The 17737-nt window shown below is 48.7% G+C and carries 16 protein-coding genes; 3 read left to right on the top strand and 13 right to left on the bottom strand.

Annotated features, from left to right (window positions below):
- Nucleotides 1-145 precede the first annotated feature (145 nt).
- Nucleotides 146-2542, bottom strand: a complete 2397-nt coding sequence (locus D7Z26_RS18890) for an ATP-binding protein (protein WP_120978580.1) — start codon at nt 2540-2542, stop codon at nt 146-148.
- A gap of 33 nt (nt 2543-2575) precedes the next feature.
- Between D7Z26_RS18890 and D7Z26_RS18885 the strand changes: the two genes are divergently transcribed.
- Nucleotides 2576-3370, top strand: coding sequence for a response regulator (locus D7Z26_RS18885; protein ID WP_158602372.1), 795 nt, complete (start codon nt 2576-2578; stop codon nt 3368-3370).
- Here the strand turns inward: D7Z26_RS18885 and D7Z26_RS18880 are convergent.
- Nucleotides 3361-4068 (bottom strand): response regulator, encoded by a 708-nt coding sequence (locus D7Z26_RS18880; protein WP_120978578.1) that lies wholly within the window; start codon nt 4066-4068, stop codon nt 3361-3363. The genes D7Z26_RS18885 and D7Z26_RS18880 overlap by 10 nt on opposite strands.
- Complete coding sequence (locus D7Z26_RS18875; RefSeq protein ID WP_147423872.1) at nt 4049-4864, bottom strand: putative bifunctional diguanylate cyclase/phosphodiesterase; 816 nt, start codon at nt 4862-4864, stop codon at nt 4049-4051. Before D7Z26_RS18875 ends, D7Z26_RS18880 begins: the two co-directional genes overlap by 20 nt.
- 135 nt (nt 4865-4999) lie before the next feature.
- On the opposite strand from D7Z26_RS18875, the gene D7Z26_RS18870 reads away from it, so the two are divergent.
- The gene (locus D7Z26_RS18870) at nt 5000-5683 is read left to right on the top strand and encodes a response regulator transcription factor (RefSeq protein ID WP_120978576.1); all 684 of its coding nucleotides are present in this window, start codon (nt 5000-5002) and stop codon (nt 5681-5683) included.
- A gap of 11 nt (nt 5684-5694) precedes the next feature.
- On the opposite strand, the gene D7Z26_RS18865 is transcribed toward D7Z26_RS18870, so the two are convergent.
- From D7Z26_RS18865 to D7Z26_RS18845, 5 genes are all read right to left on the bottom strand, one after another.
- Nucleotides 5695-6726: a protein-glutamate methylesterase/protein-glutamine glutaminase gene (locus D7Z26_RS18865; protein ID WP_120978575.1), complete on the bottom strand. Its 1032-nt coding sequence runs from the start codon at nt 6724-6726 to the stop codon at nt 5695-5697.
- A 30-nt stretch (nt 6727-6756) separates the two neighbouring features.
- Nucleotides 6757-7572, bottom strand: coding sequence for a CheR family methyltransferase (locus tag D7Z26_RS18860; protein WP_120978574.1), 816 nt, complete (start codon nt 7570-7572; stop codon nt 6757-6759).
- An 82-nt stretch (nt 7573-7654) separates the two neighbouring features.
- Nucleotides 7655-9376 carry a methyl-accepting chemotaxis protein gene (locus tag D7Z26_RS18855; RefSeq protein ID WP_120978573.1) on the bottom strand — a complete coding sequence of 574 codons (1722 nt, stop codon included), beginning with the start codon at nt 9374-9376 and terminating at the stop codon, nt 7655-7657.
- Entirely contained in the window at nt 9373-9867 is a 495-nt protein-coding gene (locus D7Z26_RS18850; RefSeq protein WP_120978572.1) for a chemotaxis protein CheW, read from the bottom strand. The genes D7Z26_RS18855 and D7Z26_RS18850 overlap by 4 nt, the downstream gene beginning before the upstream one ends.
- 15 nt (nt 9868-9882) lie before the next feature.
- Nucleotides 9883-11844 carry a chemotaxis protein CheA gene (locus tag D7Z26_RS18845; RefSeq protein WP_199731737.1) on the bottom strand — a complete coding sequence of 654 codons (1962 nt, stop codon included), beginning with the start codon at nt 11842-11844 and terminating at the stop codon, nt 9883-9885.
- Nucleotides 11845-12041: 197 nt separating this feature from the next.
- Here D7Z26_RS18845 and D7Z26_RS18840 point away from each other — a divergent pair, with 197 nt between their 5' ends.
- Nucleotides 12042-12650 carry a DUF1349 domain-containing protein gene (locus tag D7Z26_RS18840; RefSeq protein ID WP_120978570.1) on the top strand — a complete coding sequence of 203 codons (609 nt, stop codon included), beginning with the start codon at nt 12042-12044 and terminating at the stop codon, nt 12648-12650.
- 43 nt (nt 12651-12693) lie between these two features.
- Here the strand turns inward: D7Z26_RS18840 and D7Z26_RS18835 are convergent, their stop codons facing one another.
- From D7Z26_RS18835 to D7Z26_RS18815, 5 genes are all read right to left on the bottom strand, one after another.
- On the bottom strand, nt 12694-12909 hold the full coding sequence (locus D7Z26_RS18835; RefSeq protein WP_120978569.1) for a DUF5808 domain-containing protein: 216 nt from the start codon (nt 12907-12909) through the stop codon (nt 12694-12696).
- Nucleotides 12910-13090: 181 nt separating this feature from the next.
- Nucleotides 13091-13807 (bottom strand): copper homeostasis protein CutC, encoded by a 717-nt coding sequence (locus D7Z26_RS18830; protein WP_120978568.1) that lies wholly within the window; start codon nt 13805-13807, stop codon nt 13091-13093.
- Nucleotides 13808-13847: 40 nt separating this feature from the next.
- The gene (locus D7Z26_RS18825) at nt 13848-14852 is read right to left on the bottom strand and encodes an asparaginase (RefSeq protein ID WP_120978567.1); all 1005 of its coding nucleotides are present in this window, start codon (nt 14850-14852) and stop codon (nt 13848-13850) included.
- 22 nt (nt 14853-14874) lie between these two features.
- Nucleotides 14875-16860 (bottom strand): alpha-amylase family protein, encoded by a 1986-nt coding sequence (locus tag D7Z26_RS18820; RefSeq protein WP_120978566.1) that lies wholly within the window; start codon nt 16858-16860, stop codon nt 14875-14877.
- A gap of 29 nt (nt 16861-16889) precedes the next feature.
- A complete protein-coding gene (locus D7Z26_RS18815; protein ID WP_120978565.1) occupies nt 16890-17717 on the bottom strand; it encodes a carbohydrate ABC transporter permease in 828 nt (275 codons plus the stop codon).
- Nucleotides 17718-17737 lie beyond the last annotated feature (20 nt).

Raw genomic sequence — 17737 nt, 5'->3', positions numbered from 1 at the left:
GTATATTGTTAACCTCCTTTAGTATTAACTCCCCTTAGCATTAATTACTCATAGTATTCCCATCCCTTCAAAGTTCATCAACAAAGTGATCGATTGTACAACAAAAAACGTTGGTACAGGATATCCCCTGTACCAACGTTTACGTTTAGAACGGTATAACGATGCTGAACCGGCTTCCTTCATCGAGCTTGCTCTGCACTTCGATGGAACCGCCCATCAACTCGATTAGTTGCTTGGCGATCGGAAGACCGATTCCGGTTCCTTCTACGTTCACGTGATTATCCTTTATTCGATAGAAGGAATCGAATATCTTATCTAACTTGTCCGGAGCAATGCCATAGCCGGTATCGGAGATATGGATTTTGAAATATCCGTCAAACCTCTCGTAATGAATACTAATGCTGCCTTTGTACTTATTGTATTTAACGGCGTTGGAGAGCAGATTCAGCAAGATCTCTTTTAATCTTGTTCGATCCGCGGAAATCTCGAAGCTTGCCATATCCTCGGTAACGTGATGGGTTAGCGTTATCCCCTTCTCTTTAATCATCGGTTCGATCATTCCCAAACAATCTTCGACCAAGGACAGAACCGAGATTAACTCCAATTCCATGCTGATGACGCCTGACTCGATTCTAGCCAAATCCAACACATCATTGATCAACTCTAGCAAATGATGACCCGCCTTAAGAATTTCGGCCACGTTTTCTTTTTGCTCGGCGCTTAATTCGTAGTCTTCGTCGTATTCCATTAATTGAGCAAATCCGAGAATTGCGTTCATCGGCGTTCGAAGCTCATGGCTCATGCTGGACAGAAACTCCGATTTGGCTTTACTGGCCAGCTCCGCTTCTTCCTTCGCTTTTCGGAGCGAAGACTCCATTTCCTTGCTTTCCGTAATGTCCGTGGAGAAAACGGAAACAGAGCGTTGAACCCCATCGCTATCAATGACCGGGGATAGGCGAGCCAGTCTCCAGCGCCACCCCCGCAACGTTTTGACCCGGTACTCCACTTGTCCCGTTTGACCGCTTTGAAAAACCTTTTGCAGGCTATTCATGTATTCCTTCGATAAATCTTCGTCCACGTATTCGGTAAAACACTTCCCTATCATTTGCTGCATGGGCGCGGCTAAGTTATTCCGGTCATTCGACCATATGTTGACGATGACGCCTTGCTTGTTCAGAATAAAAACGACGTCATCCAAGGATTGTACGATCGAAGTTAAATTGTTCTTGGCTGCTTCGGTTTCTAATCGGACAATTTCCATCTGCTCCATCGTCCGATGCATTTTTTTGCCCATCTCGACGATTTGGGCGGCCGTTTCATGCAACTCTTGTATGGGATAAGAAGGCTGCCGTTGAATATATTCCCCTTGGCCGATATTGATAGTCGTTTGTTTCATTTGAATTAATGGCGTAACGATTTTTCTTGTCAGCGTCTTTAACCGCCTGTAAAATATTACAAACAGGATGCAGTAGAACAAAATTAGGATCCCCATGATCCAATATCCCGCGTTCGATACTTTATCGCTAATCTCGTTTGCGTTTGCGGTAATCGCCGAGATGGGAGTAAAAAGAATCAGTTTCCACCCTGTATCGGCTAGCGTTGACCATGCGACAACATGATCCCTGCCGGCAAAGGAGACTTTCTGCACGCCTTGGTCCGATGTTCCGATCTCGGATTTGAAATGATCTTGCTCGATGAATTGATTCAAACCGACTAGCTTCTCCGCATGCGGGGGCAGGGATAGAATCTTACCCGTATTGTCTATGAGAACTCCGAAGCCTTTCCAAGGCACCGCAAGATTTATAATTCGATTTACGAACGTTTCTATCGTAATATTAATACCGACTATGCCTTCCAGAGAGTTACCCTCGTATACGGGCGCGACGCTGGAGATCAGCCGTCCGTTTCCCATAGAATCCATATGAGGGCTTGTCCATTTCACTTGTTGTTTTCCCGGAGCGTTTAAGGCGTTCATGTTGTCCAAGAGATCGGAAGTGTCTAACCCGTCATCGTCCGGGTAGATCATGCTAATGGATTCGTTATTGGTGAAATACATGTCCTCGATTAAGGGATAGGCAAATTTGATATCTTCCATTAAACCTTCTAAGGGGAGCAGTCGTAGCACCTTCTCGATGCTTTCGGTCGTAATCGGCTTATTCGCGGGGATGTAGATCGCTGCTCCACCTTCGGCGATATCCGTATAGACATGATAATCGCCTTCAAGCGACAGCTTCAATCGCTCGCGTTGCTCCTTGTCGTTATGATCAGGTTGCTGCAGTCGTTTCTCCGTCTGTTTCCTGTACACCTCCGTTACTTGCGCGGTGCTGAGCAGCTGCTTATCGATAATATCGGCCTCGTTCAGTGCCTGACCAAGTAAGCTGTAATTGGCTTCTTCTTGATCAAGCCTCGTATTTTCCTGACGCGTCCACTCATTAGCGATAAAAAAGAGAAAAATAAAAAATAACCCCATAACAAGCAACGGGATCCAAATGGTCTTAAATAAAGATTTCCATACCCATTGAAACAGCGAAGTCCTTTTCATACTAGCCCCCCAAACGAAGGAGAATGCATTCACTTGGCCGCACAAGCTTACCGAATTCTCGTTGCAGAAGATAATGTCGTTAATCTAAAGCTAATCAATCGTATACTAGTCAAGTTGAATCATATCCCCGAATCCGCCCACAATGGATACGAGGTGCTGCAATTACTGCAACATAAACGGTTCGATTTTATTCTTATGGATATCCAAATGCCGAGAATGGACGGCCTGGAAACCGCGAGGCATATTATTGCGACAATAGAGCCCTCTATCCGGCCGATTATGATCGCCATGACGGCCAACGCTATGAAAGGAGATAAGGAGCAATGTTTGGAAGCAGGCATGAACGACTATCTTAGCAAGCCTATTATCATAAAAGAGCTTGAGAAGAAACTATTCCACTGGGGTGAGCAACGAAGGGGAAAGTTGGAGCCGACGGAAAACCGTCCCGCACAGATTCATCAACATCATGAGCCGAGTCACATTATGGTCAGCTTGGAGAGAATGGAATTGCTCCGCAAACTCCAACCTAATCATAATTCACTTGTAGACCTATTTCACTTGTTTTTTGCTCAATGTAAACAATTGGAAGACAGATTGCGTCATCAATTTAATGAGGCGAATTTCCAAGGAATGTTAGAAAGCTCTCATAGTTTAAGAGGGGCTTGTCTAAACTACGGCGCATTGCATGTGGCCGCATTATGCGGCGATTTGGAGAAGCGCCTGCACAATAAGGAATGGGATGATCTATCCGAAGGAATCCGTCTGATCGAAACCAGCTTGGAGCTCACCACTTATCGCATTACGGAATGGATACAAGCTCAAGCCTGATCGTCTTGACCGAGATAGATAATCTTTATTCGCTCTAGAAATAAGGCCAACTCTTTAACGACGTCGGCAATCCTAGACGATTGCTCGAAAGCCGCCGCAGTCGCTAACTCTATTCCCAGCCGACTAATCGTATCTAAGCCGTACCCGCTACCGCTGCCCTTCATTCTGTGACCGATCAACCCGATGCTTTCATAATCTCGCCGTTCAAGAAGAATCGTAATTCGATGCAAGTCCAGATAACGGTTATCGATATAACCGGGAATCAAATCCTCCAATTCTTCCTTCAACACAACGAGTTGAACAGGTTCGATACGGATAAGATTAAGCAGCTCCCACAGCTGCTCTGGAGATAGCGGCTTGTGCAGGATAAAGTTGCATCCTGCACGTTCGCATCTGCGGATTTGTTCTTCAAGGGTATGGGCCGTTAGCGCGATGATATGAGCAGGGTCCCTGTGTTGCTCTTTCTCTATCCCGCGAATGTCTCTTGTTGCCTCGTAGCCGTCTTTAACAGGCATCAACATGTCCATCAAAACGACGTCGTACGGCTTGAGGCTATACATTCGGACGGCTTCTTCGCCATTATTAGCCACATCGATGCGACAAGGGTATTCCTTCAAGAACAATTGAAGAAGCACTTGATTCTCCGGCCCATCTTCGACGGCCAGAATTTCCAATTTCTCAGGGTAACGCGATTTCATTGATTTTCACTGCTTCCTTACTTAGCTTGTGATGTACGAACAACTGATAAGCTTCTTCCGCGGAAACGGGTTTGCTGAATAGAAAACCTTGTACGGCATCGCAGCATTCCAGTTTCAGAAATTCCAGCTGTTGTTCGTACTCGACTCCTTCCGCGACTACCCGAACATTCAAACTTCGGGCAAGGGCGATGATTGCTTTAACAATGGCTTGGCTTTTGACATCGTGTTGCAGGTTCATGATGAATGATCTATCCAATTTAAGCGTGTCAAACGGGATATGCTGCAAGTAACTGAGCGACGAAAAACCGGTTCCGAAGTCGTCTATGGCAACCGTTATTCCGGTCTGTTTTAATTGTTCGAAAATCTCGACCGCGTTTCCTTGATGAAGCATGAAGGTGCCTTCCGTTAGTTCGATTTCCACCCTCCTCGGACTTACTCCGCTCGCTTCAACCGCGCGTATAATCGTTTGAACGATTTCCGGTTCCTGGAATTGACGGGCCGAGAAATTGACGCTAACCCCGCAAAAGTCGGGACATTCCGTCTCCCACTTCTTAAGCTGCTCGCATACCGTTTGCAACACCCACATTCCCAAAGGTACGATTAGCCCCGTTTCTTCCGCAATAGGGATGAACGTTTCCGGAGAAATCGGAATGCCATCGCAATTCCAACGAATTAACGCTTCGAACTTTTCGATCGAGCCTGTCAAGATATTCACTTGAGGCTGATAATTCATCGTGAATTCTTGATTTTCCCAAGCCTTCCAAAGTCTGCTTTCCAAATCCGTAATAGACTCCACCAATGAGATCACCTCCTATTTTAATGCTAATTTTCGACATAAATCTATCGTTCTCGACAAAAAAATAGCATTTTTCCCCTTAATAATGTGCAATTATGGTAAAATTATTTTTATATTGAATCAAGGAGAACGACCGTGGGCAAAGAAAAAATACTCATTGCGGACGATGATATGGATATTATCCTTCTACTAAGAAAAACGCTCGAGTCCGAAGGATATTTGACTACATATGCCATGAACGGTAACGAAGCGATCATGAAAGCGAATGATCCCGAATTATCGTTGATTTTATTGGATATCGTGATGCCGGATCAGAATGGGCTGAACGTTTGCAGAAGGATACGGGACGACATATCCGTACCTATTATTTTCCTTAGCGCCAAAGACAGGGAGATAGACAAAATTATCGGTTTGGAGTTAGGCGCCGACGATTATATTACAAAACCGTTCAGCGTGGACGAAGTGATCGCGCGCGTCAAGTCTCACCTTCGCAGAGAAACGAGAAAGAAAAAAGAAATCGATAAAAATGCGATGCTTCAGTCGGGGAAACTAACGTTAAATAAAGATACCTACGATGTCATAGTCGACGATCGGAAAATTATATTATCGACGAAGGAGTTCCAAATCCTCGCGTATATGGTTGAAAACAAAAATCGGGTATTAAGCCGCGAACAAATCTACGATGCCATCTGGGGCATGAATGAAATCGGCGACCTCAACACCGTTACGGTACATCTCAAGAACATTCGCTTAAAAATGGACCCCAAACGTCAATATATTAAGACCGTATGGGGAGCAGGCTATAAATTCGTCGACTGATCCGCCCGATGCTAGGCCTGCGAACTTAGAGATCGAAGCAGCTGCGGAATATGAGTTAACGGAACCTGCTTCTCTACGGCACCGATATCGTAAGCAACCCTAGGCATGCCGTATACGACGGACGATTGTTCATCCTGTCCGATCGTTCTTGCCCCTTTTCTTCTCATCACAAGAAGTCCCCTAGCCCCATCGTAACCCATACCGGTTAAGAGTACCCCTATCGCGCTATCGCCGGCTTCCTTGGCAACCGAATCGAATAAGACATCCACCGATGGACAGTGGCCGTTCACTTTTTCTCCTTCATAACATTCCAATCTATACTCCGTACCCATTCGCTTTACCTTCAGATGTCTATCCCCCGGGGCGATATAAACGCAACCCGGCTTCACGTAGTCCCCCGTCCGGGCTTCCTTCACCTGAAGGGAAGTCTGAGCATTCAGCCTATCCGCGAACATTCTGGAAAAGACGGGGGGAATATGTTGAACGATAACGATTCCCGGTAGGGTCGGCGGAAGGTTCTTCAAGATAGCGTATATCGCTTCCGTTCCTCCCGTAGACGCCCCTATCGCTATCAAACTCGTTTTTTCGGATCGCACTTCTATTGGATTCTTCGTATCCGAAGCCGCGGGCTCGTTTAGCAAAACCTTCGATTTCGAAGCTATCTTAATCTTAACGATCAGTTCCTGAATAAATCGGGGCAGACTTTGGGGCGATTTCATATCCGGTTTGGTGACGAAGTCGACCGCGCCGGCGGACATCGCATCGAACACCGCTTCGCTTACGGAACTCACGACGATAACCGGAATCGCATATTGCGGAAGCAGCCTTCGTATGAATTCAATACCGTTCATTCTGGGCATCTCCACATCGCAGGTCATCACGTCGGGATGATGCTCAAGAATTTTATCCCGCGCCTCGAATGGATCGGCAGCGGTTGCCACGACCGTAATGGCCGGGTCTAATGAAAATGCCCGAGAGAGCACTTCTCGAAACAGATTGGAATCATCGACAACGAGAACTTTAATTCGCGCGGGCGTATGCATCGGCTCACCTCTTTCGCTCCAAGAGCCCCTTCATAGCTTTCGATATACGGCGGGCATCACGTATTTAAATCTCGTGGTGTCGCGATTTAACGACTCCGACTGTCCTACGAACAAGTAACCGCCGTACTCCATCATGTCATATAATCTATCGATGAGCTCGGTTTTCGTTTCATTGTCGAAATAAATCATAACATTCCGGCAAAATATCGCATGAAACTTTTTCTTGAACGGAATCGACTTGTCCATGAGGTTATATTTTCGATAAATGACTTGATTTCGAATTCGATTGTTTAGAACGGAATGATCCGCATCGTGCCTATTAAAATATTGTATTTTCCAGTGGTTAGGCAGCGGCTCGATCTTCTCGTTGCTATAGACGCCATCTTTCGCGACGTCTAATACCGCATTCGAAATATCCGTTGCCAATACTTTCGAATCCCACGATGCTTGTTCTTTTCCCAGAAATTCATCTATAATCATGGCTAACGTATAAGGCTCTTCGCCCGAAGAGCAAGCGGCCGACCAAACCCTCAAATCCCTATCCTTAATGGCATGAATCCAAAAGGGAAGCACCTGGTCGCGGAAGAAATGGAAGTGCGCCGCCTCTCTCATAAAAAACGTATGATTGGTCGTCATCTTATCCACTAGCGTGGTAATGGCTTCCCCCGACCTATCGTTGACCAGATAATCGAAATAATCGGTGAAGCTATTCATGTTCCTCTTTACCAGCACCTGCTGCAGTCTGCCGGTGACCAGAGCGCGCTTCTCTTCCTTCAGATAAATGCCGTAGTGGGCTTTGATAAAATCGGCAATCTGCTTGAACTCCTGATTCGTAATCGTAATCATGCTCTAACACCCGCCTAAGCTGCTATCTCTATTAGGGAGCCCGCAGGCTCCCTATGGACATGTAACCGTTCCGGCTTGCTAATTAGTACTTACCGAATTCCTGATCGCTTAAGTTGATTCTGTACTTGGGAGCTGTCTTCTCCTCGTATCCTTGATCGAGGAGCAGGCGACTCCCCTTATTGTTGCTCATGTTCTCAAGCATTCTGAGCATGTCCGGGCTGAATTCTTCATAGCTTTTCGGCCCTTGAGCGCGGTACTGTCTCCTTAACTTGAAACGGGTAACCTGTTCGTTGAGTAGGACAGCCTGGCTAGATAATTCTTCGCTTGCGGCCGCGCTCTCCTCCGAGGTTGCCGAATTCGTCTGGACGACGGACGACACTTGGATAATCCCTTGATTGATTTGCGAAATCCCGACGGCTTGTTCGTTGGAAGCATTGGCAATCTCGTGTACGAAGGTAGCGACTTGAGCGACCCCGTCTACGATCCGGTTAAGCGCTGCGGCCGTCTCGTTAGCAATCTTAGTCCCGCCTTCTACCTTCTTGATCGAGCCTTCGATCATCGCGGTCGTTTCTTTAGCCGCGTTAGCGGAACGCGCGGCAAGGTTTCTTACTTCTTCCGCAACGACCGCAAAGCCTTTACCGTGCTGCCCGGCCCTTGCGGCTTCTACTGCCGCGTTCAGCGCCAAAATATTCGTCTGGAAGGCGATTTCGTCAATGACCTTAATGATCTTGGAGATGCTATTGGACGATTCGTTGATCTCGTCCATCGCTTCCAGCATTTCTTTCATTTGTTCGTTCCCTTGGATCGCATTTTTCTTAGCGGTTTCCGCGATTTCGTTCGCTTGATTCGCATTACCTGCATTCTGCGTCGTTTGCGCCGATATTTCTTCCAGCGAAGCCGTCAATTGCTCTACGGAGCTTGCTTGCTCGGTTGCTCCTTGAGAAAGGGCTACGCTAGATTCGGATACTTGCTTCGAACCGGCAGTTACTTGTTCGGCCGCGGATGCGATATTGGCCATGACGTCGTTTAAGTTATCCGTCATCTTCTTAAACGCGGAAGATAGAATCCCGACTTCATCCGTCGTTCTCGACTCGATCTCGATGTCCAGATCGCCTTCGGCAAGCTTGTTGGCAGCCCCTACCAATCTCTTAACTGGATTGCTAATCATACGGGAGATAGTCAAACCTAAGGCGATCGCGACAAGCATCGCGACGGCAATAATGATCATCATCGTGGCGACTGTGTTGTTCGTAGTTTTCGTATTATTCACCGACTCTCTGTCTCCGTCGACGACCTTCGAATCGAAAAGCTCTTGTATTTGGTCGTTGATCGATGTCGTGAGCTCCGAAGTCGATTTTAATAACGTAAATGCTTCTTTAACTTGACTCGCCGATGCCAAGTTGATAATTTTGGCTTCCAATGGCCGATAATCCGCCATATTGGATTTCAAAGCGGCGAAAGTTCGTTTATCTTTATCCGACTGGAGCGATTTCTCGAAATTCGACAGCAACTCAGGCATCTGCTGGTTAATATCGTTAATCGTATTTGTGTATTTACTGAGGTCCGCGCCCGGTTCTTCTAACAATAATCCGCGAATATTGACGCGCGAACGTTGGTAGAGGGTGGAGATTTTCCCGATATCGTTGCTTGCGACGCCATAATTAATATATAAATCCGTGTAATTCGTATCGATTTTCTTCAAATTCATGATCCCTATTATTCCTACGACGCCCGCTATTAGAGCGACAAGTACAAAGCTGGATATTAACTTCATGCTAATTTTTAGATTGCTGAACCATCTCATATTGATTCCTCCAGTAGATTGATCTCGTTTTCGTTAATCAGCCTGTCGCAATCCAACAGCAACTTCACATCTGTGCCTACCTTGCCGATCCCTTTAATGAATTTATTGCCGCTCTGACTTACCTCAGGGGGAGGAACGATATCGTCGTCCGGGATGACCATGACTTCCGATACGAGATCTACGATCAATCCGATCGATATGCCGGAGATTTCGATCACGATCACGCAAGTTCTATCGTTATAGCTGACTACCGGCTTCTTGAACCTCAGCCTGACATCCATCACGGGAATAATCTTGCCCCTTAAATTAATGATTCCCTTTACGTATTCCGGAAGCTCCGGGACTTCGGAAATCGGCTGCATACCGATGATCTCGGTTACGTATTTAATTTCGATCGCGTAATACTCGTCGCCCAAGGAAAACGTTAAATACTTCCCTTTCTGAGTATCTTCTTCTTGCAAACTATCTATCACATTGTTTGTCGCATGCATTGGAGAAACTCCCTTCTATGCCTGAATAATCTCTTCCGCCTTACTTCCATCCATTAGCCCTCCAACATCAAGGATGAGACTAATGCTTCCGTTGCCTAACAAAGTACACCCAGCCAATCCGTTAATATTCCGGGTACTCTTTATGTAATCAGGCAGCGCTTTGACGACTACCTGTTGCTGACCGAGCAAGCTATCCGCGAACACGCACATAGCCCGTTCATCCTCCTCTAGGATGATTAGAATGCCCTCGGACATCATCTTGATTGACGTATCCACGTTAAATTGATGATGAAGACGCAAGATCGGCAAGCATCGTCCTCTTACGATGATCATCTCGTTCCCTTCGGGATCGATAATAATATCCTGTTCGGCCGGTCTAAAAAATTCTCGAATGGCTACGGTGGGCAGCGTATAGCAAGAGCTTCCTACCTTGATGTTCATTCCATCGATGATGGCCAGCGTAAGGGGAATCTTCAACGTAATCGCGGTACCGACTCCTTCCGCGCTCTCGACCGAGATCGAGCCTCTAATGGCGGTCAGATTTCTGGTCACGACATCCATCCCTACTCCCCGGCCGGAAAACTCGGTAATGTTCTCTTGGGTAGAAAACCCCGGAAGAAAAATGAGATTATAGATTTCTTTGTCGCTCATCTCGCTTTCGGGCTTGTGAACGAGGCCCTTCTCCATCCCCTTCTGCAAGATGTGAGCTTTATTCAACCCCTTTCCGTCATCCCTTACGACGATTTGCACCTCGCTGCCTGCCGTCTTCGCCTCCAAGGTTAAGTTGCCGATCGAGGTTTTCCCCTTGGCAGTCCGCTCTTCTCCCGATTCGATTCCATGGTCCATCGCGTTGCGTACGAGATGCATGAGCGGGTCCGATATATTCTCGATAATATTTTTATCTACTTCCGTTTCTTCGCCCACGATGCTGAGCTGAATTTCTTTGTCCAGCTTTTTACTCATATCGCGCACGATTCTTTGCATCTTCTGGAAGGTCGAACCGATCGGAACCATGCGGATCGACATGACCATATCCTGCAACTCGCCGGTAATCTTATGCAGAAGCCTGGCTGCTTTCTGGAAGCTCTCCAGCTCTAACCCCAAGATATCGGGATTTTGCGTAACCATGGCTTCGGCGATGACCATCTCTCCGACCAAATCCATTAATTGATCTAATTTAGAGACGTGTACACTTAACATGCTTTGTTGCGAGGAAAGATTACTCTCTTCGGATGGTTTGCCGCCAAGCTCCTTATTTTCCGACGCTTCGACAATCGAATCCGCGGGGAGTTTGTGTTCCTTCAGTTCGAAATCCTGTACGAAGCTTGCTTTCATAAACACATCGAATATTTCTTCGTACGTTCTTTCCGTGCTGAAGAATAGCCGTAATCCCTCTGCGCGGATGAGTTGTACGCTTAGCTCGTGGTCTCCTAAGTCTTCGGGAACGTGAGAGACTTCTTGACAGACTTCCTTCAAGTTGCGAATCAAGGTGATCGCTCGTACGTTCTCCATCTCGCAGCCGTCTTCGTAGAAAATAGTAGCTTGATAATGACTCGCGGCTTCCGGTTCTTTCATCGAGCCGGCCTGGAACTCCTTGATTTGTTCGACTAGAACGGAAGAGTCGCCATCCAAGCTGTCGCCATTCCTGATTTTCTCCAGCTCGACCTTAATGAAATCGATACAATCCAGCAACAGATCGGACATGAGGGCGTAATCCACGGAGATCCTGTTCTCCGAACGGATTAAATAGAAGAGATCCTCGATATGGTGAGCTAATGTTGCGATATTCTCATATAACATCATCGCGGAAGAGCCTTTTATCGTATGCATGATTCTGAATATCTCGTTGATCGTGCTCATCGCAAAGCCGTTCGTTTTTTCGTTCTCGAGAATGATCGTTTCCAGCATCTCGATTTGTTGCGAGGTCTCGAACATATACATTTCCTGCATACTTTCATTGGTGTTCCAATCGCTCACGAGGCTTCCTCCCATCCTGTTCTGCATTATTTTCCCTATTCACTGTTATACCTGCCAGAAGTAATAGAAAAATAAAATAAGATAAAGAATTATGAAGGCGGGTTCGAGACAGGAGGCGATCGGAATTCCAGTCGGATAAGCGATTGCCCTTATGATAAAATTGGATATGCGATTTTGTACTTGAGAGGAGAAATGCGATGAAGTCTTCAAACATTCCATGGAGTCAAGGAACATGGACGACAACGCCCGTATCGGCAAGAGAGCAACACGACTGCCTGATCGTCGTAGCTGAGCACGGGAGCGATTACTGGGAAAAAACGCTGTATGAGTTCGAGCATCGCAATGGACATGCGCTGCTAGCCGCTTGGGAAGACAGCCATGCGATAGAAGTGACTTTCCGGCTTGCTTCTTTGGCCGAGTTGTATGACCAGGCCGGGGTTATGCTTTGGCATGGACGGGAGCAGTGGATTAAGGCGGGAGTAGAGCTTAATGATGGGGTTCCGCATCTTGCCGTTGTCGTAACCGACGGTTATTCGGACTGGTCGCTCTCTCCCGTACCCGAGTGGGTAGGCCAGGAAGTAACGATCCGCGCTTCCCGGATGAAGGATGCGGTCATTATTAGAGCCCGTACGCAGGACGAAAGCTGGCGAACGGTTCGGGTAGCCCGATTTCCGTACCCGACCGGGAAGCAGGCTGGTCCCTTCCTCTGCGCTCCGACCCGAGCAGGCTTGGAAGTCGTATTTACCCGTTGGGTGCATACCGATCCCGATACCGAGCTCCATGCCGATCCGCCGGCGGAAGAGTAAAGCGGGCAAATAAAAACCACAACCTCCGCGGTTGTGGTTTTTATTAATTATTTTTTGTATACGTGGGAAGTACGGCGAGCGCTAAAACCGCTAATATGATCAACCAAGAATACGGATGCGCCCAGTTGTTCGTCCAGCCCCATCCAATGGATTTGGGAACGAGGAAATTAGCATCGTCTTTGTTATAGTAGAAGAGATATTGCTTACGAGTTCTCCGATACTCTTCGACTTCTTCATTTGACCATTTTCTTTTTGCCATTTTTGTTCCCCCGCTTAAATAGCTTATTTTACTTTCCCCTTCTATATTTATCTAGTATACCATTACGGATATATGTTTAATTCCTCTCTTGTTTGCTAGGTTTAGCAATTTTCCAGTGCCGGCAATGCAAAAACCACAACCTTGTGGGGTTGTGGTTTTACATGTTGGAGTCGAACTAACTCTATCCTATCCGCTTGATCGCTCTGACCTTATCGCTATCTACGGCCCCGGCAATTCCCCGCGCACCGCGGACTCCGGTGCCGAAATGGATCTCGCGGATTCCCGTGTCTCGCCAGAACTCGGGAAGCGCTTCAAGCGTCAACCCGCTGCCGGCAAGAATAGCCACATGCGAATCGCGGCTTAACTCCACCAGTCTGCGGATGGTTCCGACAGCGTCGAGCACCGAAGGCTTCCCTCCCGATGTAAGAACTCTACGGATCGATGAATAACGTGTCAAGGTATCGTATGCCGATTCCTGATCGACCAAGTCATCGAAGGCGCGATGGAACGTTACGTCCATGTCGCCGACTTCGTCCAACAGCGTCTCCAACACGACCATGTCGATCTTTCGATCACGCGTTATACAGCCAAGCACAACGCCCAGACGAGGATGCGAATCCCCTTGTTCACTGCGGATATCGTCCCGGATTTCTCGGATAATCCGAATATCCCGGAGCATCGTCTTGACGTCGGAGCTACCGTAGCAGAACGATTGGCCGTGCGGGCGGACCATCACTTGAACGGGGACATTCACGTTATAGGCAACCTGCTCGATAAGCCCATAGCTCGGAGTTAGTCCACCCTCGGCCAGCCCGGTCACGAGCTCGATGCGATCCGCGCCGCCTTCGACGGCCGCAAGCGCATCCGTTACCGTCGTTGCAATCACTTCAAGGATCATAGCGACATCCCATCTCCTATCGATCGAAAATCTCTGTCTTCTACACCGACTTCAGTTCGAAGACGGTCTCGTTGCGCCCGACAACGAGATCGTTATCGTTCTTGATTTCAACCGGATACAAGGAGTACAACCGTTCAATCGTTTCTTTCCGACGATAGCCGATCTGCTCCAGGATGGAAGCGACGATAAGCGGCCACTCGTCTTCCGAGCCGTCCAAGACCTTGAGGGCAAAGCCAAGCCGTTCCTCGCGAAGCCCGAAGCAATAGACGCCCTTGGCACCGCCTTTAGCCACAATATTATCATCTTCAAGCAAAGCGGGACAAATCAATCCCGTGCCGGAGATCATCCGATAATTACGATTCATTACGCCGGTCATTTTCTCGACGGCTGCCCGAACCGCCTCGTCGGCAATCAAATCCGGACAAGCCAGCTTTAAGTAGGCCGTAGCCAAATTTTGCAGCGGGAGCGCCGTTACCGGGAACCCGCAGCCATCCGTTCCGACCGTGATGTCCTCCTGCGGAATCTCGGCCAGCATCGCCATAATACGCAGAACTTCTTGTTGTACCGGATGCTCGTGATGCCAATAATCCTCGGTGCTATAACCCATTTTCTCGCATAACGCGAGCACTCCCAGATGTTTGCCCGAACAGTTATGATAGATTCGTCTTTCTTGGCCTCCATGCGCGATCAGCTCATGCTTGGCGGATGCGCTTAGCGGGTACGTCGGATGACAAACCAATTGCTCTTCGCGTACTCCGGTTTTGGCCATGATCGACTCCAACGCGGCAACATGAATAGGCTCGGCCCGGTGCGAGGCCGCCATCATGGCTACCTCCGGCTCCTCAAGTGAATAATGCACGTCAACGCCGTTCATCATCGCGGGAATGGCCTGTATCGGCTTGGCGGATGAGCGCAGAAACGTCTTATGCAACGGATTGCCGACCACGTATTTCACGGCTCCGGTTTGAGAAACGCCGCAGATATGACCTACATGCACGTTTTCCAACAAGTCGCCGCGATGTTCTTCGACTAATATTTCCTCCATGGAACATGCCCTCCCGTTTCCTTTATTCCGATTTCGCGAGATCGATGACGACCATTTGATGGCATTCCAGCTTAGGAACGACGTATTCGATCTGCCCGTCCTTCTGATCGAAGTCAAGAGGAGTCATCTGCGGCGCCAAGTATACCCGTTCCGCCGTCCGGCCTTCAAGACGCAACGATACCGAGACCTCGTACACCGGCAAAATATCCTCGATAATCTCGACGTCCTCTCCCCGCTTGACCGGGGACGCATAAAGCAGATGGTTGACGATACGTCCTTCCGAGGCTTGCACTTGCAGGGTGACGATCCCTTGCGCGGGCAGGTTCGTCGTAAGGGTCTTGCCCGGCAACAGCCGGTTTAACGCATAGACCACCGACTCCTTATGCGCCAAGCTGCCTTTTACCGCATAATCCTCGAACACGTTCCAAGCGATATAGATGCCGTTTGCGCTTTCGACCATCCCCGGGCCGCCGGTCTTCTCGCTGTTCGGCGTATGCTGATGAGAACAGAAGGAAAACACGTCGCGGTTAAAATAAGGATCCTCGCGGCGTCCCAACTCCGTCCCGCCGTTTAATTCGACTTTCTGGCCCTTCGCGTACATGATGTGAGCCGCATCCCCTAAGTTCGCGAGCTGGAAGCCCGGACGGAAGTAATCCGGCTGATACGGGTTCTCCATGAGGTGCTTCACGCCCATATCGATAACGAAGCCTTTTCCCTCAGGGTCTAATCCGGATTTCCCCGTCGCGAGCACTTTGCCCCCCTGCTTGAAGAAATCGTCCAGCTTGATCTTCAGCTTGCCTGCAACGACGATTTGATCCGGCAAAATCAGTACTTTATAGGCATTGAAATCAACGTCCAGATCGACGACGTCGAACAAGAATTTGCCTTCCAACAGCATCCGCACGGCGCCCGCGTCGGCGCGCCCCGTAAACATGGAGCTGTCATTGCTAATGCCGACACCGGCCGCTTCGGACGTCAGTAAAGCGACGTCGGCGATATTCACCGTATCCGTAACCCAAGCCTCTTTCCGCTCCACTTCCGAATAGGCCGCGCCGATGAGCTCGTAAGTCCCGCGATCCATTAAACCTCCCGGGTGCAGCTGATCTCCGATGGAGCATCGCGCGCCATTCGCTAGGCTTAGCGCCGTCTCATAACGCAAAGCGTTCGGATGCTTGTACCCGCCGAACTCTCCCCAGAACGTGTGGAACTTGCCGGTCATCCCCAGGAAATCCATGCCGAGCAATTGGGCATAACGAGCCGACAACGGGAAGTGATCGTACCCCCATCCGCCCGTCGGCAACGATTCCAGCTCCAGATGGGAGTTCATCGCGGCGAGATCCCTGCGTCCTTGGGAAATGTGGCCAGCGTTATGGAAAATGCCCAGTCCCGGCTTAATCGCATGTACAGCTTCCCGGATTCGGCGCGTATAGTTGGCGTAAACCCGCTCGCCCAACGCGACGATGTCGCCTTTGTTGCGAGGATCTTTGCCTTCCTTCCTTAGATCCGCAACGCAATGATGACAATAACAAGTCCGCACGCCTACGATGTCGAGGAAAACTCCGTCGCCGTCGTATTTGCGAACGACTTCTTCGACTTGGCTGATCAACAAATCAAGGTAAGGAGAATTCAGGCAGAATTGATGCCATCCGGCCGTCATGAAGCCCTTAACCCAGTTCGTTTGATCGTTCTCGTCCCGCATCAGCCACTCCGGGTGGCGACGCGCCAGCTTCTCGTCGAATCCAGCGGACACGTAGATCGGCGCTTTGACGCCGATCTCGTGAGCGGCTTCGAGCTGGGCTCCGAGCAGATCGAAGTCCAAATGGGGATGCATCTCGTTCGTTTCCGACGGGAAGTAAGCCCAGCCATGATGGCATTTCGCGAATATCGTGATCGAATCGACATGCCCTACCTGGAGCATCTCTTGAAATTGCTGCTTGGAAAACTGCTTGCCGATATCCGGAATCATCTCGGACGTGTGGAAGTCCAGATGGATTTGTCTGAATCGCATGTACGTTCTCTCCCTTCGGTTCTCTAACCCTATGCTTTCACGGCACCGGAGCTCAGGCCGCCTTCGACTTTCTCTTGGAACAATAAATAGACGACAACGGTCGGAATGATCGTCAGCGAGATGCTGGCGAACGTCGGCCCCATCTGAGCCGATCCTCGCTCTCCAACGAACGACATGAGTGCCATCGAGATATTGTACATATCGCGATTCGTAATGAGAATGACGTTCCAAAGAAGATCGTTATAGATGCTGAAGAAGGCCAGAATGCCGGCCGTGGATATCGCGGGCATCGCAAGCGGAGCCAGGATTTGAAATAGGAAGCGGAACGGACCGCATCCGTCCATGACCGCGGATTCGTCGATTTCCTTATGAATGCCCTTCATGTATCCGGTAATCAGGAAGATCGTCATAGGCAACTCGAATACGCCGTATAAAACCATCATGACGAAATAGTTGTTAAAGCCGCCGATACTGCCGATCATTCGCGAGATCGGGATGACCAAAGAAAACACGGGGATCATCAGTCCGAGAATGAAATAAATATATACGAAACCGTTTATTTTCAGATTCAATCTCGATAACACATACGACGCCATCGTCCCTAAGAAAAGCGTAACGGCCGTGCCGGCAATCGCATAGAGAAACGAGTTTAGAACGGCGTAGTGGATATGGGCTTCCTGAAACGCTAATTTGAAGTTGCTCCAAAGCCATACGTCGGGCAAAGCGAATATTTTACTGCTGTAAATTCCCGTATTGTCTTTGAAGGAAGACAACAGGGAGAATACGAGCGGATAGATCAAGATCACGGAGCACATCGCCGAAAAGCTATAGACGCCCAACTTTCTGAGGCCTGTCATATTTCCCACCTGCCGATCTG

Source organism: Cohnella endophytica, from assembly GCF_003628305.1.
In the GTDB taxonomy this organism is placed as follows: Bacteria; Bacillota; Bacilli; order Paenibacillales; family Paenibacillaceae; genus Cohnella; species Cohnella endophytica.
This window is presented reverse-complemented; position numbering and strand designations above follow the sequence as displayed.